Here is a 22,154-nt window from a genome sequence, read left to right on the forward strand (position 1 = left end):
GTCCTTCCCAAAAGTATAACACGATTTCCCATTTTTTTCTGCTCGGCAAGCGGATGTTGTCCCATAAAAGTCTTTCTCTTCAACGCATTTTAGGCTACGATAAGTGAGTGCAACAAAAAAAGGAGGAAGCTGTGTGCCAGTTGGTATTATTATTAATTCATTTTCAATTATTATTGGTGGTCTCTTAGGCGGGTTCCTAGGTCACCTGCTCTCTGAGGATTTTAAGGAACAGATTACGTTGATTTTTGGTGTGTGTTCGATGGCGATGGGAATTCCCAGCATCAGTCAAATGGCAAATATGCCTGCCGTGATCCTAGCTATCATTTTGGGAACTTCGCTAGGGCTGCTTTTACAATTCAATCAAAAAATCAATGGGGCGGCTCTGCTGCTGCAAAAACCGATCGCTAAGTTCCCGCAACCAGCGTTGAAGCTGTCCTACGATGATTATCTGAGTACTCTTGTGACAATCGTCGTCTTATTTTGTGCCAGCGGAACTGGAATTTTCGGCAGCCTGACAGAAGGTATGACGGGAGATCATACGATCTTGATTGCAAAATCAATTTTAGATTTCTTTACTGCCGCTATTTTTGCCTGCAATATCGGCTATGTGGTTTCTGTGATCGCGATTCCGCAATTCATTATCTTCTTCGGTCTATTTTTGTTTGCGACAGTCATTTTTCCATTAACTACTCCCGCAATGATTTTGGATTTCAAAGCCTGCGGCGGATTTTTAATGTTAGCGACCGGCTTTCGCATGATCAAAGTCAAGATGTTTCCTACCGCCGACATGATACCAGCGATGCTCCTTGTGATGCCGATCAGCTGGATTTGGTCGACCTGGATCATGCCTTTATTTGGATAAAGAAAAAAACGCTGAGAAATCAGCGTTTTTCTTTGGCAACATATTTATAGTTTGGATCGATCTCACGGTCAAGCTGATCAAAAGCACCTTGTACCCGTCTTTCTACTTCAGCTAAGCCTGCTTTGTCCATTTTTTTGATATCTGAAATATCAATAGGATCGCCAAAACGAATAATCACCGGTGTTCGTTTGAACAACTGCGAAAATTTCGTTGGCCCTTGATACACAGAAGGCACGATCGGCTTTTTCGATAAACGAGAAATCAAGGCCATCCCGCCCTTTAATTCTGACGAGTGGCGCGTTCCGCTTGGAAACATGATCAAGCCTTTATCGGATTCCTTTAACATCTTCACTGGCCGCTTCACAACACTAGGCCCCGGCTTATCCCGATCCACAGGAAAAGCGTTGAGATGAACCAGAATGAAACGCAGCACAGGATTTTTGAATAGTTCTGCTTTGGCCAAAAAACTGAATTGTTTTGGCGATGCGCCAAGTGCCATGTAGACTGGGTCCCACCAGGTACGGTGAGGAGCAACCAAAATATAATTTCCTTCTGGTAATTTCTCTTGATTTTGATAGTGAGCATTGCCATTCACAACAGCTAAGATTGCTCGAGCGATTACGCGAATAAATTTAAAAAACATTTTTTCTTCCTTTCAGTTACCTAACTAAACGTAGTATAATACAACAGTATGATTTTTTTAAGGGGGCAGAAGAAATTGTTAAGAAAAGGTGAACGAATCGATCAACTTTACGCAGAGGATATCCAGATCATCCAAAGCTCCGAAGTCTTCTCTTTTTCCATTGATGCTGTTTTATTAGCCAATTTCGCCCGTGTACCTAAACGTGGAAAAATCATCGATCTTTGCGCCGGAAACGGTGCGATCGGTCTTTTTTTAAGCCGTAAAACAGCAGCGGCCATCCATCAGATCGAATTGCAGCCGCGCCTAGCTGACATGGGGCAGCGCAGCATTACTCTGAATCATCTAGAAGAACAGCTGACCATGCATGAGCTGGACCTGAAAAACACCTTTGATGTCTTCAGAGCGGACTCTGCTGACCTAGTCGTCTGCAATCCGCCTTATTTTAAGGAGCTGCCTGCCAGTCAAAAGAATCCGAATCCCCACCTGGCGATTGCTCGTCATGAGATTCATGCCACCTTGGAGGATGTCGTTAGTGTCTCTGCAAAGCTGTTAAAAATGAATGGACGCTTCGCGATGGTTCATCGGCCCGACCGTTTTCTGGAGATTGTAGATTGTCTGCGCGCAAATCGCATCGCCCCCAAGCGAATCCAATTCGTTTATCCCAAACCAGGCAAAGAAGCAAATACCCTGCTGATCGAAGGGATCAAAGACGGCAAAAGTGAAGGACTGCGTTTTCTTCCACCATTATATACTTATGATCAATCCGGCAGCTACTCTGCCGATCTACAGGAGATGCTTTATGGCAACTGATCAATTTTTTTACGTATTGCTTTGCAACGACAAAAGCTTTTACGGCGGCTATACGACGGACCTAGCCCGTCGTTTAACCGAACACAATGCTGGTACTGGTGCAAAATACACCCATCCACAAAGTCGCCGACCCGTTCAAATGATTCATGCCGAACGCTTTGAAACACGCAGTGAGGCGACCAAGGCCGAATTCGCATTTAAAAAATTACCCCGCAGACAAAAAGAAAAATACCTGCGAGACAACCAAACAAAAAACGTTTTGTGAACTCACAAAACGTTTTTTTCTTTCTATCTATACGCCTTTTAAAATTTCCTTTGCAATCAAGTGGCAATAATGCGTAGAGCCGACATCATTCGGATGAACCTGATCGTCATAAAACCAGTCTGGATGATCATTACTGAAATCATACCAGTCAATCAGATGAACGTTCTTATATTCCTTCGATGCCGCTTCTAAGTTGGCATTCACATCATTTTGCCAACGACGAGTCGGAACATGGGTGTTGATAATAAAGACTTGATGCTTATTCCCCAAAACATTCATGATTTGAGCAAAATCGTCTTTACTAAATGCTCCGTTCGTACCTAGACTTAATAAGATCGTATCGCTCAACTCGCCCTTATCCTTCAGGGCCTGCAGCAATGGCGGACTATCCTTTAATTGTCGACCTACTTCGCCATCAACGACCATTTTAGGGAAAATTTCTGTCAGCCCTTTTGAACCAGCCAACAAGACAGAATCGCCAAATGCCGTCACCTTCAAGTTTTTAGCCTTAGTGATTTCACGATTGCTTAAATCATATTTGTCTGCTAGACTTTGCGGCTGCTCAGCGCTGCTGGCTTCGCCAGATTGAGCCGTACCGCTAGAATCCTCGACTGGAGGCTGCTCCGTTTTATTTGCAGCTTTTTTATTTTGTTCGATTTGCTTTTGCAAGGCCTGCTGATTCGCATCAATACTATTGGTCGGAGCAATAATCACCCCTACGACTGCGATCAACGTAATCAAGCTGGAGAAAATGAACCCGATTTTTCTGCGGCTCTTGATTGGCGCCCAAAATGATTCCTTGAGCGTCGCAAAGGTCTGGCGATAATTGAACGAACGTAACGGGCTTTCTACATAGCGATAAGACAGCTCCGTGACAAAAAGAATCAAAATAACTTCCATGATGGTATGAAGAAACGTATGATTCGCTACATTGACCTTTGCTTCATAAAAGATCATCACTGGGAACTGGTATAAATAGATTCCGTAGCTGCGTTTTCCGATCCAAGTAAAGACTGGATTCGTCAGCCAGCGATTCCAGCTGGCACCCGGATGAGCGGTGATCGCAACTAGTATCACACTCAAGAGACTCACTAAGAACATCCCGCCATAATAAACAAACGATAGATCATCTCGTAAAAAAAGGAATGCTAGAATCAACAATACTAGTGAGCCTAATCCGATGCCGTTCAAAATCTTCTTGGCCTGCGATGGTATTTTCGCCTTCAATCGTGTGCTTGGCCAAATGAACGCCAAAGCGCCACCCAATAGAATCGAAAACAACCGCGTGTCTGTTCCATAATAAACACGAGTAGGATCTTGTCCCGGTACAAATAGGACGGCCATCAAAATCGCTGAGAAAAGCGCCGCTCCTAGTATTCCCAGAAAGACTTTCCCCTTATTTTTCACCAGCTTCATCAAAAGGACAAAAACGATTGGCCAAAAAATGTAATTCTGCGTCTCGACAGCCAGTGACCAAATATGCGTAAATGGAGACTCGCCAGAAAAACGATCAAAATAGGACATGCCGTGATTGATCTGCCACCAGTTATTTACATAAAACAAACTGCTGATGACATTGCCTCGCAAATTATTCAAAAGATTTCGCTGAAACAATGTTATGTACGCTGAAGCACCGACTAGCATCGTGACCAATGCAGGATACAACCGTTTCATTCGACGGTAATAGAACTGCTTGATATCGATACGCCCGGTCTGCCTCCATTCCTGTACTAATAAATCCGTGATCAAGTAGCCTGAGACCACAAAAAAAACAGGAACCCCTAGATATCCGCCCCGCATTTGCGTAGGCATTAAGTGATATAATATTACGCCAATTACTGCCAAGGAACGAATCCCGTCAAAGCCAGTAATATAGCGACTATGCTTTAGTCTTTTTCCCATAATTTTACTTTCCAACTTTACTATAGAATGTCAAATTAACTATACGTATAAATTTAGCAAACTGCAACATTTTCTCAATAAAAAAAGCATTTCCTAAAAAAATAAGTTTTAATCACTATACTTTTTGATTAGAAAGTCTGATTCTGCCAAGTCTTCCCTAAATAAGACCGCTGTTCCTCCTTCTCATGTTGCAGCAAAGCTTTGGGATAGAACATAATCCTTTTTACGAACACCTTATCCCTCATTTCGAGCAGGTTGTGAAGGATGCGAAGACTCCGTTATCGGCTTATGCTACAATAAAAGGAATATGAGAGGTGGGGTTTTGTGGGGAAAGAATTAGCAGAAATGGGAGCGTTACTTCCTGAACTGGTTTATTGTGTTTTGGTTGTTATTGGCTATGTTGCTTTGCTGAAGGGGTTGAGTAAACGACAAAAGCAGCTCGCTGTGAAACACAAACAAAAAAACCAAGAATTTGCAAAACGAGCGAAAAAAGTTGTCGCCAAACATATTAGGAAAGAAGCAAAAAAAGAAAATATTCATAGAGGTAATGGCAAAGGATCTGATAGATATATAGAGACTAATTATGTATATCTGGATGTATATGAATACCTCATTAACAATAGACGGTACGAAGTGAAATATGCTGGTAAAGAGATTGATTATATTGAAGAAAGAGAACTGTATTATGAGGAAGGCATACCAGAAAAAGTATATGCTTCAATAGATATGTATCAACCGCATTTCTTAAGTAAAATCCGCTATTTTAAATTGAAAATTGTACTAACTATCCTCTATCTTGCGCTTGTCGGTTTTATCGGACAAGCACTCAATATCTTGTAATAGTTGCCCAAGTATAAAACTTTAAATCCCTCTTAAGCAAAAGGGATTTGAAGTTTTTTTGTACTGAGAAAACGAAACGTTCCAATGAAACGAGTCCATTACTTTTGAGTGAGAGTTTGCCCATACTGGACAAACAAAAAACGTGTCGAGAAATAATCTCAACACGCTTTTCCCTCTTATTACATCCCATTTCGTGGAATTTTTTTCTCCCAGGTCTTTGTATAAATGTGTTCCTCATTTTCTGAGACATCCATTTGACCCTTTAAATAGAAATAGTCTTTATCAGAATGCTGTGTCGTCCAAATATCCGCATTTGTCCACCAGCCTTCCCGTCCGATCCGCATATTTTGCGTAATCAAGTAATGGGCAGATAACGGATCACGATTCGATACAGTCAACTCTCGTTTCAAATTGTGCTCGACAGTCATATCAATCTCATCAAATCGATAGATTCCTTCTCCGAACACCCCGCCGATTCCGTTAGTCATACAGGTCCATGCATCATTTACTAAGTCATAGGTGATTTCTCGTTCAACTTTTCCTTCTGACAAAACAGTGATCGGCGTCAATGCTGCTGACTCTGGCGGCTCTCCAGGTCCCTCGGTATCTTCGCCGCTAAAGATCGGCAATGAGAACAGGGACTCTTTTAAATTCAGAGTCAATGAATAATCCTCTGGCATCGGCCAGAACATTGGCCAGGCATTATTCGCCAAGGATAGACGAATCCGATGGCCTGCCTTGAAGCGATGTCCGCAACAATCCAAACCAACCAAGGCCGAAACTTCTTCTCCCGGAGTTAATGGAACCACTTTGTCATGTCCTTTTAAATGGGTCAAATTCATAACCCCATAAGATACTCGTTCAGAGGAACCATCTGGCCCAACATCGCAAAGAGAGGCATAAATCATCGCGTTTGGCTTATCACTGGATAGCTTCAGCTCCACTTGAGGATAACCAAAAATTTCCAAATCCTCAGATAATACTTCAGAATCAAAGGTCATGGACAAACCATTATCAATGCGTTGATCCCCTGGCGATTCACCAGAAACTCCGGCACCCATCCACTCATTTGCCAGTAGAGTATGGGCTAATGGGGTATGGAGAAGGACCTTTTCTTCTTTTGGCTCACGTTCTTCAATTAGTCGGCCATAGGTCAGCTGATACTCTTTGAGTGAAACAGCTTTTGACGGCCAATCCTCGATCGCCACCCAGCGCCCATCACTGATCGGTCGGTTCGTTGAAGGCGGCATACTGTTTTCAATCCACGCTTGAATCATCGGACCATCTAACACACCATTTTCCTTCCCTTTCAACCAATGATCCCACCAGCGGACGCCTTCTCCTAAGAAATTGATGGCAGGCTCAGGGATGCCGTCATGGGCATACACATGTGCCCACGGTCCCAAGATTCCCTTTTTCGGAACATCTACATGTTGAAGCAAGCTCAATACCGTATTTGTATACGAATCAGCATACCCATCCACTGCAAAAATCGGTACTTCGATCGCACTGTAATCTTCACAAACTGAACCGTGCTGCCAATACTCATCCCGCGTTTGATGCTCTAACCAATCTCCCATCCAAAGCGGCATATTTTTTAAACGATTCAGCCACATCTCACGCCACCGCTCACCTACTATTTCTGGATCAATCGCCCGCGATTGATACCCAAGCATAATCGCTCCCCACCAGAAATTATCATTTAAGACAAGTCCGCCTTTATAATGAATGTCATTATTATAGCGATCATCTGTATAGCCTACGACCATGACCGCCTTTAATGCTGGCGGTCTTCTAGCAGCAATTTGCAGGGAGTTAAAGCCGCCCCATGATTTCCCCATCATAGCAACCTGCCCATCACACCATGGCTGCTTACTGATCCAATCAATAACTTCCAGAGCATCATCCTGCTCCTGCTTCAAATATTCATCTTCTAATAGACCATCCGACTCGCCTGTTCCGCGAATATCCACTCGAATAACATTGTAGCCGTGGCCTGAAAAATAACCATGCATCGGATTATCCCGTCCACGAGTTCCATCTCGCTTTCGGTAAGGCAAGTATTCTAAAATCGTTGGCAAAGGCTCTTTTGATACTGGGAGCCACAATCGATACGAAAGCTTTGTCCCGTCAGATAATGTGAACCAATCGTTCTCAATAATTTTTACTTCATAAGGAAATTCTGTAATGATCTTTTTCAAAACTTTATCCTCCCATACCTCTTATTAGTTATTCCTTGATCGCTGCTTCTTGTGCCTGAACCTCTTCTTTTAATCGCATTTCCTCTTTGTAAGCTTTTCCGTAAGTTCGATGCCAAATGATACATAAGATCGCACCGATTACTGCCATAATGATCATCAATGTAAAATAAATAAAATAACCAGAATTTCCAGCGTATCGGTCCAATACATTTCCGGCAACTAATGGCGCAAAGACTTCTGGTAAATACCCGAGAGTACTTGCCAAACCAATCGCTATACCTGACAGCCTTAGAGGAATCTTTCCCTCTGACATAAATGAAAAGAACAAACCATAATTGGAAAACATTGCTAAGTAGACAAGGCTTGCTGCTGTAATCAACAGAATCACTTGGATTTGTCCGCTCAATCCTGAAACGAAGATCATCAACCCTGTGCCTATCGCCATTACAATAAAACCGCCCATCATGATCGTGGATTTACTAATTCTATCTGCTAAAAAACCGCCAACAGGTGCGGCGACAAGTCGACAATACTGTGCCAGCATGCTGACAATCGCTGCAAACACCGCCGAGGTACCAATAATATTCGAAGCATACGGTGTAAAATAGTAAATCGACATATTAAAAGTATAGCTGGTGATCATCATTCCAATAATCAACCAAAGCGCAGGCATTTTCAGCACATCAAGAATATCCTTTAATTTCAGTTTCTCTTCCACCCCTGCTTCTTTCATTGGTGTAGGTTCTTTTACTAAAAATAAGAATGCCAAGCCGCATAAAATCGGAATGATCGAATAAAATATGATGATCCAGCGTAGCCCCATCGCTTCCGTCAATTGCTTTTGGAAGAAACCAAAAATAGCCGTAGCTACTGCCATATGGATGACGTTGGTGATTCCCCGCGTCCCCTCAAATATGCCATAAGCTCGACTTTGTTCATCTTCATTGGCTTGCATACGTACGATTTTCAGCAGTGCAGGCCAGAAGGTCAATAACGATGTGACTCCCCATAACGCATAAATCAAAAACAATGCAATATAACTTGTAAAGAACAGATGCAAAAAACCGCCCAAACCAGTCGCGATCAATGAACCGACCATCAACTTTTTCGCTGGAAAACGGTCTGCCAAAACACCGCCAATCAAATACGACACTAGTCCCATAAAACCATAAGCACTTCCAAGTGACCCCATTTGAGTATTCGTCAAATGATAGGTCGCCACATACGCATCATAATAATAATTTCGAAAATAGGCCAGTCCATAAATAATTGATCCAGCTATCGCCAACAATACTACGGTTAAAAAATTCTTTCGCAACCCTTGTTTCAATTCATTTGAATCCATAACCTGCCCTCCTAATGATTTTTCCGCTTCACATTCTTCCAGACGCTCCTTACAATGAACATACGCATAAAAACTAAGTTCTCCCGACTGTCTTAACCTTTTCTTAATAAAATCGTATCACTATATCAAATGTATAACAATATGAAATAGCGATTTTCAAGAAAAGAAATTGACCACAAAGAAAGGCTTCGCGAACTTGCTCAGTTTTTGAGCACCAAATAGGTACTGTTCCACATCAACGCCAAAGTACGATCGCTGTGGCTCACAGCAATAAGACCAAAATAGTTTTGCTTATTACCGATAAAGCAAGTTCGTGAAGCCGGACATGGATAGACCTGCTTTGTAGTCAAAAAAAAGCTGAGACAATCGTCCCAGCCTTCAATCCATTGATTCTTCGTAAAACCGACCCATGATGCGTACATTCTCTGAGATACTCACAAAGGCATCTGGATCATTTTCCCGCATGATTGATTCTAATAATGGCAGCTCAAAGCGTGTGACAACAGTAAACAGAACCGTCTGTTTATCGTGCTTATAAGCCCCTTCTGCTTCATTGATGATTGTGATGCCCCGACGCATCTGATCTTGAATACTAGCAACCACACGATCTGGACACTTGGTCACAATCATGACCTGCATCTTACGCTGCTTAGTATAAAGAGCGTCCGTCAGCTTCCCACTCATAAAGATCGCTAAAGCAGAGTAGAACATATACTGCCAGCTGAATAAAATTCCAGCCATCAGCATGATGATGACATTAAAGATGATCGAGATCGAACCGACGGAACTACCTGTCCGTTTGCGGATCGTGATACTCAAAATGTCTAAACCACCAGAAGATAAACCGTTTTTCAAGGCAAAACCAATGCCGACACCCATAATCGCTCCACCGAAGATCGCACAGATGATCGGGTCCTTCGTCAAGGTCGTCTGTGGGATGATATGGATAAAGAAAGATGTCAAGAAAACTGTGATGAAAGTAAAAATCGTAAACTTATGACCAATCTTAAACCATGCTAAGAAAAATAATGGCACATTGATCAAAAACAACGTGATGGAGACTGGTACGGTGAAGCCGATCACGCGATGCGACAAAGTCGTTAGAATTTGCGCAAAGCCCGTGGCGCCGCTGGAATAGATGTGTCCTGGCTGGTAAAAAAAGTTTACGGCAATCGCCGCTAAGAATGCATAAACAACTGCGACAGATAATCGGGTGGCATAATCGTGGTGCGGCCACTCCTCTATCTTCTTTTTCATCATGTTATGTCCGCCTCATTTCAAAATTTCACTCACATTATACGTATTTTCATGAAAAAAAGAAAGCACCTGCCATGGCGGCAGGCACTTCTCTTAGTATATTCTTAGAGTTATGAAAATTTTTGAAACGGGATAGGGCAAAACATATCCTTTAATTTTTACTCTTCGATGTCAGTCACGTTAATATTCAACTCATAAAGCTGCAATGGTGAAACCGTGCTTGGTGCATCAGACATAGGATCTGCTGCTTTACCATTCTTAGGAAAGGCGATGACTTCACGGATATTGTCTTCACCAGCAAGCAACATCGCAAAACGATCCAGACCAAGGGCAATTCCGCCGATTGGAGGGAAGCCATAATCTAACGCTTCTAATAAGAAGCCAAATTGTTCATTGGCACTTTCACGAGTGAAGCCCAGTGTTTCAAAGACTTGCTCTTGCAGCTCGCGAGTATTGATACGCAATGACCCGCCGCCTAACTCGTACCCGTTTAAGACGATATCATACGCCTGTGCATAAACTTTTTCTGGATGCTCCTTCAAGTTCGCAATGTCTTCTTCCATCGGCATCGTAAATGGATGGTGAGCAGAAACGTAACGGCCCAACTCTTGATCAAACTCAAATTGAGGCCAATCAACAACCCATAAATAATCAAAACGATTTTCATCGATCAAGCCAAGCTCTTTACCGACTTTTGCACGTACTGCTCCTAAAGCAGTCACAGCAGTTAAGAATTGATCCGCCGCAAACATCAGCACGTCGCCCGCTTCTGCGTTCGTCGCTTTTTTCAAGTCTTCACTGACCCCGCCCATGAATTTCGCGATCGGTCCAGTTAATTCACCGTTTTCGTCAACCTTGATCCAAGCCAAGCCTTTGGCACCGAATTGACCAACAAATTGACCCAAACGATCCAATTCCTTACGTGAATATTTGTCAGCAGCACCTTTAGCGTTCAATGCTTTAACCACACCGCCATTGTCTGAAGCCATACGGAAGACTTTGAAATCCGTCGCAGCAGCGATATCTGTTACATCGATCAATTCCATGTCAAAACGTGTATCCGGCTTGTCCGATCCGTAACGTTCCATCGCTTCATCCCAAGTAATTCGTGGGAATGGCAAGGTTACTTCCACACCGCGAACATCCTTCATGACTTGTGCGATCATCGCTTCTGTATATTCTTGAATTTCTTCAGCCGTTAAGAAGCTGGTTTCAATATCAATCTGAGTAAATTCTGGTTGACGGTCGCCACGTAAATCTTCATCACGGAAGCAGCGAACGATTTGATAGTAACGGTCAAAGCCGGCAGTCATCAATAATTGCTTCAAAATTTGCGGTGATTGCGGCAGCGCATAAAAATGGCCGGCATGAACACGTGACGGCACCAAGTAATCACGTGCGCCCTCTGGTGTAGACTTCGCCAAGTAGGGTGTTTCAATATCTAAGAAATCATTATCATCCAAGAAACGACGCACAGACTGAGTCAAACGATGACGCATCATCAAGTTTTGTGTCATTTTTGGACGGCGCAAATCCATGTAACGATATTTTAAGCGAACTTCATCGCTGATGTTTTGTTCATCTTCGATTGAGAACGGCGGTGTTTTTGCGCTGTTCAAAATAGTGATGTCTTCCCCTTTAACTTCAAAATCACCTGTCGCCATTTTTTTGTTGACAGAGCCGGCATCCCGACGGATTACTGTCCCAGTGATTTCCACAACAAATTCGCTGCGGCATTGATCCGCAACCTCCCAAGCGGTTTTTGATTCTTCCGGATTGAAGACCACTTGCACGATACCTTCGCGGTCACGCAGGTCAATAAAGATTAAGCCGCCTAAATCACGACGTTTTTGTACCCACCCTTTTAATGTTACTTTTTGATCCAAATACTCCTCGGACACTCGTCCGCAATAGACTGTACGTCTAGCCATTTTTTCATTCCTCCATTTATTTAAGTAATCTCCCCTTTTATAGGTAAGATTTATTTCAGTTAGTCAAGCTTTGGCATGGTCATTTCATCATAGATTGCTGCGAAATCTTCATAAATAGCTGCTAATGGGAAGGCTTTTTCTTCCCTAGTAGCCGAATCCTTCACATTGATCACCCCTTTTGCCAATTCATCTTCTCCCAATGTTAAGACAAGCTTCGCCCCTTCTTTATCAGCGGTCTTGAATTGAGCTTTGGCTTTTCGTCCCATAAAGTCACGATCAGCAGAAAAACCAAATCCGCGAATCGCTTGAACAACCTTCAAGGCTTCCAGATTGGTCGATTCACCAAGTCCCACTACATACGCATCTAGACCTGCTGCGCTCGGGATCAACACGTCCTCTTGTTCGAGAGTCAATAGAATACGTTCAATTCCCATCGCAAAGCCGATACCTGGTGTTTCCGGACCACCCAGCTCTTCAACTAAACCATCGTAGCGACCGCCGCCGCAAATCGTTGTTTGAGCACCCATTCCCGGTGCATCACTCATGATTTCGAAGATCGTGTGATTGTAATAATCCAACCCACGGACCATACGGTGATCGATTTCGTAAGCAATATCCAGGTATTCCAACGTCTTGGTAACACCTTCAAAATATTCTTTTGCGTAATCACTCAAGTAATCTAAAATGCTTGGTGCATCCGCAACGATCGGCTGATCCTTGCGATCCTTGCTATCTAACACACGCAAAGGATTTTCGTGTAAACGACGACGTGAGTCTTCACTCAATTCTTCTTCATGAGCTTCAAGATAAGTAATCAACGCTTGACGATAATTCGCCCGTGTCTCCTTATCACCCAAAGTATTGATCACTAGACGCAATTGATTGATTCCTAATTGTTTAAAGAAGTCCATCGCCATCGCCATAATTTCCACGTCTAAGCTTGGATTCTCACTACCAAAGGCTTCAATACCAATTTGATGGAACTGACGCAATCGCCCTTTTTGCGGACGTTCATAACGGAACATCGGGCCAGTATAGAAAACCTTGTAAGGCTTCTTGAATTCTGGTCCAAATAATTTATTTTCAACATATGCCCGTACAATCGGTGCAGTTCCTTCAGGACGAAGGGTCACATGACGATCTCCCTTGTCGTGAAAGTCATACATTTCTTTCGATACAATATCTGTAGTATCCCCTACGCTGCGAGCAATTACCTCGTAATGCTCAAAAATCGGCGTACGAATTTCTTGATATTGATAGTCGTTGAACACTAGACGCGCTGTCTCTTCAACAAACTGCCATTTTTCGCTTTCTCCCGGTAAAATATCATTGGTCCCTTTTGGTCGCTGATAACTCATGGTTGGTCTCCTTTTTCCTATTAATGTATTTATTTTTCTTCTCAGAAAAATAAGTTTGATGGTCAAGCCGTATATCATTCTGCTAAGTGTGTTAATCCTCAGTTAGCCTTTTCTTGATGTTCTGACTAAACGCTTTTGTATTCTGCGAAAAGCAGAACTGACATCCTTTTTCCTATTAGTGTATTTATTTTTCTTCTCAGAAAAATAAGTTTGATGGTCAAGCCGTATATCATTCTGTTAAGTGTGTTAATCCTCAACTAGCTTTTTCTTGATGTTCTGGCTAAACGCTTTTGTATTCTGCGAAAAGCAGAACTGACATCCTTTTTCCTATTAATGTATTTATTTTTCTTCTCAGAAAAATAAGTTTGATGGTCAAGCCGTATATCATTCTGCTAAGTGTGTTAATCCTCGGCTAGCTTTTTCTTGATGTTCTGGCTAAACGCTTTTGTATTCTGCAAAAAGCAGAACTGACATCCTTTTTCCTATTAATGTATTTAATGTCCTGACTTGTTAAGGTAAGAAATGAAACTGGTAAACTAGCAGCTAGCTCGTACTATGGAAATCATTTTTCTAAAAACCAGAAAAATGAATTTATCCTCGTACGCATATCATCACGCTAAACTGACTGAGCAAAAACAGGTTTTATCATGGTGATACATATTTCCACTGTTAATACTGCAAAAAGCGTGACTGACAAAAAAGCCCTTGTTCGAATGAACAAGGGCGAAAGTTTCGCGGTACCACCTATTTTTAAAAAGAGTTCTCCTCTTTTTCTCTAGCAATTAACGCTTGCGTAACGGAGCGGCTTTGCACGCACTCATCTCCAGACTGTCTTTCAATTACTTCTCACGAAATTGCTTTCAGCCAAGGCAATTTTTTCTGTACGTTTTTTGGTAATTTACTGGTTCCTTCATAGATATTTCATTGATGTTTTTATCTCTTCTTAAGCTACTAAAAAAAACATCGAAAGTCAAGTGATTTCCAGGCTATATCTGAATAATAAAAAAGAATGGTCGCTTTTTTCCATACTTTATTTTAAACTTGAAAAAGAATGAGCGTTTCTTTAATGAAACAAAATACAAGGAGTGGAAATTAAATGACTGATGTACGAGTTGGAAAATCACAAGTCTACGCGAGTGCCCTTGGCTTGGGTACCAATGCGGTAGGCGGACACAACCTTTATCCTAATTTGACCGACGAAATTGGAAAAGACGTTGTTCGTACCGCTATTAACAATGGCATTACTTTGCTGGATACGGCTTTTTCTTATGGGCGCGGACGTTCTGAGGAATTGATCGGAGAAGTTTTACAGGAACCGGAATTTGACCGCTCACGAGTAATCGTAGCAACCAAAGCCGCTCATGACATGCAGCAGGATGGCAAATTCAATAATTCACCAGAATTTTTGCGAAATGCCGTAGAAGCCGCTCTGCAGAGACTTCAAACAGATTATATTGATATCTTCTACATCCATTTTCCCGACGAAGATACGCCGAAAAATGAAGCGGTGGCTGCTTTGCATCAATTGAAAGAAGAAGGGAAAATTCGTGCCATCGGAGTCTCTAATTTTTCATTGGAGCAGCTAAAAGAAGCCAATCAAGACGGCTATGTCGATATCGTCGAGGAACGCTTCAGCCTGATTCACCGAGAGCATGAGCAAGAATTATTCCCATATCTAAAGGCAAACAATATCAGCTTTGTCCCATACTATCCATTAGATTCTGGCCTGTTAACAGGAAAGTATGACAAAGAAGCCCACTTTGAAGATAGTGATTTACGCAGTAAAAATCCTGACTTCAAGGGAGAACGCTTTGCAGCAATTATTAAAAAGGTTGACCAATTAGCACCAATCGCGAAAAATTATGATATGACCATTACCCAGTTAGTCTTAGCGTGGTATATGAAGCATCCGCAAATCGATATCGTCATCCCTGGAGCAAAACGTCCAGACCAAGTCGAAGCAAATGCCAAGGCAGTTGATATTCGATTAACCACTGAGGATTTCGATAAGATCGATCAACTATTTAAATAGAAGAAAAAGAATCGCTTTTTTCTTTAAATCATGTAAAGACGAGTACTTTGGTGCTCGTTTTTTTGCGTATTATTTCCTAATTGGGGATGAAAAGGAGTACCATCCTCAAATCAAACACGCAGCTACACCTTGCCAAGTAGTTTTTTGATTGTATATTCCCAGCTTTTCTTCTCGGGTACTTGCTTACTATGCTCCTCAGCTTTGTCGAGCCGCCTGTTGGAGGTCTGCGATTCTTGCGGATTCTCAGCGGTTTTCTTTATATGAGGACTCTTTGCCGCAATAGGATTATTCGCGAATGCCTTCGTACTTCCCTCACTTAGCGGCAAATTCTCCAAAAGTGAGCGCAGTTTGTCTGCTTGATCTGCCGTACCTTGATCGAGTGGCTTTTGATTGATACGTTCATTTGAAGACTTTGAAGTCAGCTCTTTTTGTTCAGTTTGCACTGAAGTCTGTTGTCTGTCCTCGGTCGACTCCAAAGCAGGCGATTCTTCCTGCTCTTCTGGATCGGCTTCGTGCCACGCATCAATACTCGATAAAACGCTTTTGAATTTCACGTATTCTGCAAAACGACGAACTCCTGACGCTTGGAAAATCGTTAAGGTAGTCAAAATTTCCAGCACTTCGGCGGTCTCACCCTCCAATCCTCGAGAAACACGTTTTGTATCTCGCAGTGTCCACGTGTAGCGTTTCCCATTCGTATCTTTAAAAATCGAGACAAGATCAAATTGAAAATCGGATTTTTCAGCCGTTTCTAGGGCCTTTTTCTCTAATAATTCTCTATATAAACAAGTTTCCTTGGTAAACTCATGATATTCTTCTTTACTCTTAAATAGACGATGGATGACCGTTTGCCATTCTTCCTCACCGGAAAAATAGTTCTGAAAATAGACACAGTGACGGCGCAAGCAATCATCAGGTTTAGCAGTTAAGTAGATCTCGCGGATAACCTCTGGAAACATGAAGGAAAAATCTACAACCGAAAGTGCGTCGCGAATCAGAAGAGCTACAGCAGTCTCAACAATCTCTGCGGCATTTCTTGTCTGTTCATAGCGCTGAATCACACGCTTCTCCAAACTCTTTCTCAACATACCAAAAATTTGTCTTTTCCCTAATACCGCTTCCTTCATTTATTTCATCCTCCATCCATTAGTCTGTAGTTACTATCTTATAATCATTACTATGTAACCGTTCACAACGATATTTTATACATAAAATAACTCGGTTGTAAATAGGTTCAGCTAAGTATTCTTATCCGTAAATTTTTATAAAGCTTTTGGGTAATAACTTTTCAGACTATTTACTATCTTTATCATTTGGATTATCAACTTAAAAAATAACTATTAATTATGTACTGTGTTTAGCAATGCTTCGTCAGGAACGTTTATGTATTTTTTTCAAATAGACTGAGTAATCTCAATTTCTGATTATGACATTTTTTCTTAACAAAAAAGATACCGCCTCGTTAAAAAAGGCAGTATCTTTTATCAGAATGCTCATCCATTTTTCCATCATTTAAGCAGAAATGCTGAACCTCTATCCTCTTTTATTTACTACGTTTTTCTCTTTCCCAGCTAGAAAAGCCGCAAAATTGTCTACAGCGATTCCCATCAAGCGGGTCCGTGTCTCCAACGGTGCCCAAGCAATATGAGGCGTGATAAAACAATTTTTTGCTTTTAACAATGGGTTATCTGCCGTCATCGGCTCTTTCAAAACGACATCAACTCCCGCTGCATAAATTTTCTCCTCATCCAACGCTTTAGCCACTGCTGCTTCATCCAACAGCCCTCCGCGTGCAGTATTCAACAAGATGACTCCGTCCTTCATTTGCTGGATTGCATCCTGATTGATCATTTTTTCCGTCTCTGAGGTTTGAGGGACATGCAGACTGATAATGTCTGCTTGTTGATAGAGCTCTTCTAAGGAAACCTGACGCAGCCACTCAGCCTGCGACTCCTTTGGTCGATGATTCCAATAAATGACATTCATATTGAAAGCATGAGCGATTTTCGCGACTGCTTGCGCAATCTCGCCAAAACCGATCAATCCTAATGTTTTCCCTCTTAACTCCATTAACGGAGATTTCCAATAGGTGAAATCAATGCTTTCCTGCCACTCTCCTTGGTGTACAGATTGGTTGTGCAGACCAACTTGGTTCGCGATCTCCAATAACAATGCAAACGTGGACTGCGCCACGGCATCGGTTCCATATGCCGGAATATTTGTGACTGGTATCCCTCGTTTTCTCGCTGCCTCTATGTCTACAACGTTATACCCTGTCGCGACCACACCAATATATTTTAATTGAGGCACAGCTGCCAGAACGACTTCATCAATTGGTGTCTTGTTTGTTAGAATCGCTTCCGCATTGCCGATCCGTTCAATAATTTCCTGCTTATCAGTATAAGAAGTCCGGTCATAAACCACGACTTCTCCATATTCTTCAAAACCCTGCCAGCTTAAATCACCTGGATTCAACGCGCGACCGTCTAATACAACAATTTTCATGTGATCCCTCCATCATTCATTTCACTAAACAATAGCATTGAAATTTAATTGCTGTAAAGAAAATTCCTTCATTATTTGAGCCGATTCCATTAAATTATATGAATACCTTTTTCCAAAGTACGGAAAAAGGAGCCCAGCATCGTACGCATATCTTTTTTCTAACCAGCTAAAGCAGGAAGAAAAAAACTGACAACTAGCTTTTATGATCACTTCCCATGTGATCTAACCATGCTTCCCGTAAATTGATAGATTTAAAAAATTTATGCTTCCCTCGAAACCGCTAAGCTACGAAAAGTTGAGCTCACAAAACAAGCCTGGAACAATCAAATGTCTTTGATCGTTCCAGACTCTAAGAATATAACCGCACAGATCAACCTTTTTGGGAAACCAAATTCTCGACCGTCCTGCTTACTGGTGGCTGATTGATAAAACAGTAATTGCAAAAACTTTCTATATATAAAAGTGATGCTGTAGCGGACTTCCTCAAATTAATAAGCGCGTGCGATCCAAACAGTGTGTTTCGCAGGCTTTCCACTAACGATGTCGACTGTTTTTTCAACAGGCGGGTTAAATGGAATATTTCGTGTCGTGAAGCCAGTCTCTTCTTTGATCTTAGCTTCAGTTTCATCGCTGCCATCCCAACCAATCAAAACAAATCCTGGGATTTCACCGGCTTCTTTAGATTTTTCAATGTGTGCTTTCAATTCATCTAAAGTATCAATATCAGTATGTTCATTCGCTTCATAGCGTTTTTGCGCACTTACGAATAAACGTTTTTGCATAACATCTAGTTGTTCCACGATGTAATCTTCGATGCTGTCTAATGACACGGATTCCTTGTCATCAAGATCACGCATTTTGATTACGGCTTGATTGTTCTCTAAGTCGCGAGGGCCGAATTCTACTCGTAATGGCGCACCCTTTAATTCCCATTCGTTGAACTTATAGCCTGGTGTGTTGTCTGTTTCATCGATACGAACACGCAAGCCTTTTTCAACTAACGAAGCTTTTAATTCGTGCAATTTATCAAGAATCGCTGGATTCTTTTGCCAAGGTCCAACTGGAATCAAAATCACTTGTGTTGGCGCTACTTTTGGTGGTAATACAAGTCCTTGTTCGTCCCCATGAACCATGATCAATGAGCCGATCAAACGAGTTGAAATTCCCCAAGAAGTTGTGTATACATGCTCATGTTCGTTATTACGGTTCAAGAATTTAATGTCGAAGGCTTCCGCAAAATTCTGACCAAGGTAATGAGACGTTCCTGCTTGGACGGCTTTCCCGTCACGCATCATTGCCTCTACAGAATAAGTATCCACCGCTCCGGCAAAACGTTCAGAAGGTGTTTTTTGTCCACGATATACTGGGATCGCCAATGTGTCTTCGATCAACGTAGCATAAGCTTCTAGGATACCCATTGTCCGTTCACGAGCATTTTCTTCTGATTCGTGTGCCGTATGACCTTCCTGCCATAAAAATTCTGACGTACGTAAGAAAGGCATCGTCTTTTTCTCCCAACGGAAAACGTTCGCCCATTGGTTGATTTCGTAAGGAAGATCACGGTAAGAATTGATCCAATTAGAGAAGGCATCCCCGATCAATGTTTCAGATGTTGGACGCAACGCATATGGCTCTTCTAACTCCTCATCGCCGACCTTCGTCAACCATGGTAATTCTGGTGCAAAACCTTCTACGTGCTCTTCTTCTTTTTCCAAGAAATGTTTAGGAATCAGCATTGGGAAGTAGACATTACGAATGTCTTGTGTTTTTAGGTATTTGTTAAAGTCCTCTTGAATATGTTCCCATAATTCCCAGCCATCTGGTTTAAAGATGATACAGCCACGAACAGGTGAATAATCCATTAAGTCAGCTTTTTGGATTGTTTGTAAATACCATTTTGAAAAATCTTCTTTTTGTAAGTTTGTCATTCATGCTTCCTCCTAAAAATAAAAATAAAAAAACCGTTCCATCCCTACAACTTGTAAGGACGAAACGGATAATTTCGCGGTACCACCTTGCTTGGTCAGACTATGCCGACCCAACTTTCAGCTCCAATAACGCTGGAGTCGCGTGCTGCTTTCACAGCAATCAACTTTGGTAGGTTCATAAATCTCAGAGGGCGTGTTGATCTTTCAGACGGTGAATCAACTCTCTGCTGCCGATAAAATTTATTACTAGTCCAAATGCTTAACACCATATTAAAGACTTCTCATCAAAAATGCAAGCCCCAATTTCAAATTTTTTTCTAATCTTCTGGAACATAGCGTTCTTCTAGACGGCTCATCCACCATCCTAAAGCCGCACCTAAAACACATAAAACCGCACAACCAAGGAATCCAAGGAAGCCGATTCCGCTATAATCTGTCGGTACAATCATGACCGTTGAAGCAAAAACAATCCCTAAAATAAAATGATACATCGGTGCATAATAACGGCTGAAAACCCAATCCATGACCTTCGATAAGCTCAAGACCGTCACTAATCCGCCGATTCCAATAGGAATGATGACACCCATATCAACTGTTTTGAAGCCATCGGCCATCGCCTTATACATGCCCATATACACTAAGAAGTTTGAAGGGCTGAGACCTGGCACGATCAACCCTAAACCAATTAACGCTCCTGCGATCATCCAAGTGAAAAAGTTTTGGTCAACAGTACCAAACAAGCCAGAGCCCTTCCATAAGAACAAGAAGCCGACAACAAAACTAACAGCGATAATCACATAATCCTTTGTTCCTCGCCCTTTCTTTCCTGCTTCCTTCCACAAGGCCGGCACTGTTCCGATGATACAGCCGACAAAGAACCACAGCATGATCGTTTCAAACTCGCCCAGCAAGAAGCTGACCGCAAATGAAAGTACGAACACTCCTGTTAAGCCGCCTAGACCGACTGGAATGAAAAATAAGACATTCTCTTTAAAGTTCTTTGTAATGTGCGCCAAAAATGAAATAATCCGTTCATAAATACCAAATACTGCTGCCAGAGCTCCGCCGCTGACACCTGGTAGAATAAATCCCGAGCCGATGAACATTCCTTTGATGAAGCGTAAAAACCAGTCGCTTTTATTCGGCTGTGTTGCTTTTTCGTTTTCCATAAAAAAATAAGTCCTCCTAGTTCATTTAAAAGAGTTCATTCTTCACAATGGGAAAAATGAATCCATCTGTTGTTACATATACTACTTTATTGCCTAAAATAAAATGGGTATTTCTTTTGTACCTTAGCAGTGTACCGATAAAAAGTAGGCGGCGCAAGACCATCTAGCGGCTAGATAGAGAAAACTTAAAGAAACTTTTGAGATTGCGACAAAATTTTATTTTCTGTTAAAAGTTATTTTTTCTCCTTAATTATTTTACTTATTTTGAATCGACCGCCTACCAAAGCAGCTGAAGTGATAAAATAAAAAACGGAGCTCAAACTGACTGCTGAGCTCCGAATCCTTTTAAATTTTACTATAAACCGAATCAAGATACTCTTGACGCTCTTCCTCCGTCAAATTTTTCACTGAGCCGATATGATACCAAGAAATATTGCGCATACCAATATCCTCTAATGTGGTTGTCAGCTGATGTTTGTAGCTTCGGGTGCAGCGCTGCTCCAAGCTTTCCGTAGGCTGGTCAGAGGTGGTGAAGACTACGACCGAATCGACGGATAACAAAGGCTGAATACCGTTGCCGCCATCAAAAAAAGCGAAATCATTTAGCAGTACTTTATCAAGAAAGCCCTTTAAACTTGCCGGTGAGCTGTACCACCAAATGGGAAAAATCAATACCAACTGTGTCGTTTCCCGCAGCAAGCTCATGTAATGCAACACCAATGGATCTAAAACGGAGCCACTTTGGTAAACGGCCAATTCCTCTTGCTTCATGACTGGATCAAAGCCGTCTTTATTTAGATCGATCACCTGATAGATTTTTTGGTCTTGGTCCAGACCTGCGACCAATTTGTTCAGGACACCATGATTAAAACTGCCCTTCCACGGATGATCAATAATCAATGTTGTTGTCATTTTCGTCTCCTCTTTACCCTTTTTATCAAAAGTAGCACAAATTCATTACATTTTGATTTCAGTTACATGTCAAACAAGCTAAGAACATGATAAAGTTAAGTTATAACTTAGAAGAAATACCCTTTCTTTTTTTACAAAGACACCCGTTCAAGGAGCGGATTCTCTACCAGAAAAATAAAATCGATCCACTGATA

17 protein-coding genes and 1 other annotated feature are annotated in these 22,154 nt (G+C 41.9%); of the genes, 5 read left to right on the forward strand and 12 right to left on the reverse strand.

Annotated features, from left to right (window positions below):
- The first annotated feature begins 133 nt into the window (after window positions 1–133).
- Window positions 134–862, forward strand: coding sequence for a DUF554 domain-containing protein (locus tag IGI67_RS06900; protein WP_429957217.1), 729 nt, complete (start codon window positions 134–136; stop codon window positions 860–862).
- A 19-nt stretch (window positions 863–881) separates the two neighbouring features.
- Here the strand turns inward: IGI67_RS06900 and IGI67_RS06905 are convergent, their stop codons facing one another.
- Window positions 882–1,505, reverse strand: coding sequence for a lysophospholipid acyltransferase family protein (locus IGI67_RS06905; RefSeq protein WP_429957218.1), 624 nt, complete (start codon window positions 1,503–1,505; stop codon window positions 882–884).
- Between the two features lie 75 nt (window positions 1,506–1,580).
- Between IGI67_RS06905 and IGI67_RS06910 the strand changes: the two genes are divergently transcribed.
- Both IGI67_RS06910 and IGI67_RS06915 read left to right on the forward strand, forming a co-directional pair.
- Window positions 1,581–2,315 (forward strand): tRNA1(Val) (adenine(37)-N6)-methyltransferase, encoded by a 735-nt coding sequence (locus IGI67_RS06910; protein ID WP_429957219.1) that lies wholly within the window; start codon window positions 1,581–1,583, stop codon window positions 2,313–2,315.
- On the forward strand, window positions 2,305–2,580 hold the full coding sequence (locus IGI67_RS06915) for a GIY-YIG nuclease family protein (RefSeq protein WP_429957220.1): 276 nt from the start codon (window positions 2,305–2,307) through the stop codon (window positions 2,578–2,580). The genes IGI67_RS06910 and IGI67_RS06915 overlap by 11 nt, the downstream gene beginning before the upstream one ends.
- A gap of 27 nt (window positions 2,581–2,607) precedes the next feature.
- On the opposite strand, the gene IGI67_RS06920 is transcribed toward IGI67_RS06915, so the two are convergent.
- Window positions 2,608–4,482 carry an acyltransferase family protein gene (locus IGI67_RS06920; RefSeq protein ID WP_429957221.1) on the reverse strand — a complete coding sequence of 625 codons (1,875 nt, stop codon included), beginning with the start codon at window positions 4,480–4,482 and terminating at the stop codon, window positions 2,608–2,610.
- Between the two features lie 324 nt (window positions 4,483–4,806).
- On the opposite strand from IGI67_RS06920, the gene IGI67_RS06925 reads away from it, so the two are divergent.
- Window positions 4,807–5,322, forward strand: a complete 516-nt coding sequence (locus IGI67_RS06925) for a hypothetical protein (protein WP_429957222.1) — start codon at window positions 4,807–4,809, stop codon at window positions 5,320–5,322.
- 179 nt (window positions 5,323–5,501) lie between these two features.
- Here the strand turns inward: IGI67_RS06925 and IGI67_RS06930 are convergent, their stop codons facing one another.
- The 5 genes from IGI67_RS06930 to hisS all read right to left on the reverse strand — a co-directional run bounded on the left by IGI67_RS06930 (window position 5,502) and on the right by hisS (window position 13,414).
- Complete coding sequence (locus IGI67_RS06930) at window positions 5,502–7,523, reverse strand: CocE/NonD family hydrolase (protein ID WP_429957223.1); 2,022 nt, start codon at window positions 7,521–7,523, stop codon at window positions 5,502–5,504.
- A 28-nt stretch (window positions 7,524–7,551) separates the two neighbouring features.
- Complete coding sequence (locus tag IGI67_RS06935) at window positions 7,552–8,868, reverse strand: MFS transporter (protein ID WP_429957224.1); 1,317 nt, start codon at window positions 8,866–8,868, stop codon at window positions 7,552–7,554.
- A 378-nt stretch (window positions 8,869–9,246) separates the two neighbouring features.
- Window positions 9,247–10,125: a YitT family protein gene (locus tag IGI67_RS06940; RefSeq protein ID WP_207110533.1), complete on the reverse strand. Its 879-nt coding sequence runs from the start codon at window positions 10,123–10,125 to the stop codon at window positions 9,247–9,249.
- Between the two features lie 158 nt (window positions 10,126–10,283).
- A complete protein-coding gene (gene aspS / locus IGI67_RS06945) occupies window positions 10,284–12,056 on the reverse strand; it encodes an aspartate--tRNA ligase (RefSeq protein WP_207110472.1) in 1,773 nt (590 codons plus the stop codon).
- 59 nt (window positions 12,057–12,115) lie between these two features.
- Complete coding sequence (hisS, locus tag IGI67_RS06950) at window positions 12,116–13,414, reverse strand: histidine--tRNA ligase (RefSeq protein ID WP_429957225.1); 1,299 nt, start codon at window positions 13,412–13,414, stop codon at window positions 12,116–12,118.
- A gap of 716 nt (window positions 13,415–14,130) precedes the next feature.
- Window positions 14,131–14,337, reverse strand: a binding site (T-box leader).
- Window positions 14,338–14,510: 173 nt separating this feature from the next.
- Between hisS and IGI67_RS06955 the strand changes: the two genes are divergently transcribed.
- Window positions 14,511–15,446 (forward strand): aldo/keto reductase, encoded by a 936-nt coding sequence (locus IGI67_RS06955; RefSeq protein ID WP_429957226.1) that lies wholly within the window; start codon window positions 14,511–14,513, stop codon window positions 15,444–15,446.
- 122 nt (window positions 15,447–15,568) lie between these two features.
- On the opposite strand, the gene IGI67_RS06960 is transcribed toward IGI67_RS06955, so the two are convergent.
- From IGI67_RS06960 to IGI67_RS06980, 5 genes are all read right to left on the reverse strand, one after another.
- Window positions 15,569–16,573, reverse strand: coding sequence for a hypothetical protein (locus tag IGI67_RS06960; protein WP_429957227.1), 1,005 nt, complete (start codon window positions 16,571–16,573; stop codon window positions 15,569–15,571).
- Between the two features lie 406 nt (window positions 16,574–16,979).
- Window positions 16,980–17,951, reverse strand: a complete 972-nt coding sequence (locus tag IGI67_RS06965; protein WP_429957228.1) for a D-2-hydroxyacid dehydrogenase — start codon at window positions 17,949–17,951, stop codon at window positions 16,980–16,982.
- A gap of 488 nt (window positions 17,952–18,439) precedes the next feature.
- Entirely contained in the window at window positions 18,440–19,879 is a 1,440-nt protein-coding gene (proS, locus tag IGI67_RS06970; RefSeq protein WP_429957229.1) for a proline--tRNA ligase, read from the reverse strand.
- A gap of 317 nt (window positions 19,880–20,196) precedes the next feature.
- On the reverse strand, window positions 20,197–21,048 hold the full coding sequence (locus tag IGI67_RS06975) for a DUF368 domain-containing protein (RefSeq protein WP_207110488.1): 852 nt from the start codon (window positions 21,046–21,048) through the stop codon (window positions 20,197–20,199).
- A 345-nt stretch (window positions 21,049–21,393) separates the two neighbouring features.
- Window positions 21,394–21,960, reverse strand: coding sequence for an NAD(P)H-dependent oxidoreductase (locus tag IGI67_RS06980; protein WP_429957230.1), 567 nt, complete (start codon window positions 21,958–21,960; stop codon window positions 21,394–21,396).
- Window positions 21,961–22,154: the final 194 nt, after the last annotated feature.

The organism is Enterococcus sp. AZ196, from assembly GCF_050498845.1.
Lineage (GTDB): Bacteria > Bacillota > Bacilli > Lactobacillales > Enterococcaceae > Enterococcus_A > Enterococcus_A murrayae.

Excerpts from the sequence above, each read along its gene's own strand:
- IGI67_RS06965 (WP_429957228.1), bottom strand. The coding sequence starts at position 17,951 with ATGAAAATTGTTGTATTAGACGGTCGCGCGTTGAATCCAGGTGATTTA.
- IGI67_RS06935 (WP_429957224.1), bottom strand. The coding sequence starts at position 8,868 with ATGGATTCAAATGAATTGAAACAAGGGTTGCGAAAGAATTTTTTAACC.
- IGI67_RS06980 (WP_429957230.1), bottom strand. The coding sequence starts at position 21,960 with ATGACAACAACATTGATTATTGATCATCCGTGGAAGGGCAGTTTTAAT.
- proS (WP_429957229.1), bottom strand. The coding sequence starts at position 19,879 with ATGACAAACTTACAAAAAGAAGATTTTTCAAAATGGTATTTACAAACA.
- IGI67_RS06960 (WP_429957227.1), bottom strand. The coding sequence starts at position 16,573 with ATGAAGGAAGCGGTATTAGGGAAAAGACAAATTTTTGGTATGTTGAGA.
- aspS (WP_207110472.1), bottom strand. The coding sequence starts at position 12,056 with ATGGCTAGACGTACAGTCTATTGCGGACGAGTGTCCGAGGAGTATTTG.
- IGI67_RS06915 (WP_429957220.1), top strand. The coding sequence starts at position 2,305 with ATGGCAACTGATCAATTTTTTTACGTATTGCTTTGCAACGACAAAAGC.
- IGI67_RS06905 (WP_429957218.1), bottom strand. The coding sequence starts at position 1,505 with ATGTTTTTTAAATTTATTCGCGTAATCGCTCGAGCAATCTTAGCTGTT.
- IGI67_RS06920 (WP_429957221.1), bottom strand. The coding sequence starts at position 4,482 with ATGGGAAAAAGACTAAAGCATAGTCGCTATATTACTGGCTTTGACGGG.
- IGI67_RS06975 (WP_207110488.1), bottom strand. The coding sequence starts at position 21,048 with ATGGAAAACGAAAAAGCAACACAGCCGAATAAAAGCGACTGGTTTTTA.
- IGI67_RS06940 (WP_207110533.1), bottom strand. The coding sequence starts at position 10,125 with ATGAAAAAGAAGATAGAGGAGTGGCCGCACCACGATTATGCCACCCGA.
- IGI67_RS06955 (WP_429957226.1), top strand. The coding sequence starts at position 14,511 with ATGACTGATGTACGAGTTGGAAAATCACAAGTCTACGCGAGTGCCCTT.
- hisS (WP_429957225.1), bottom strand. The coding sequence starts at position 13,414 with ATGAGTTATCAGCGACCAAAAGGGACCAATGATATTTTACCGGGAGAA.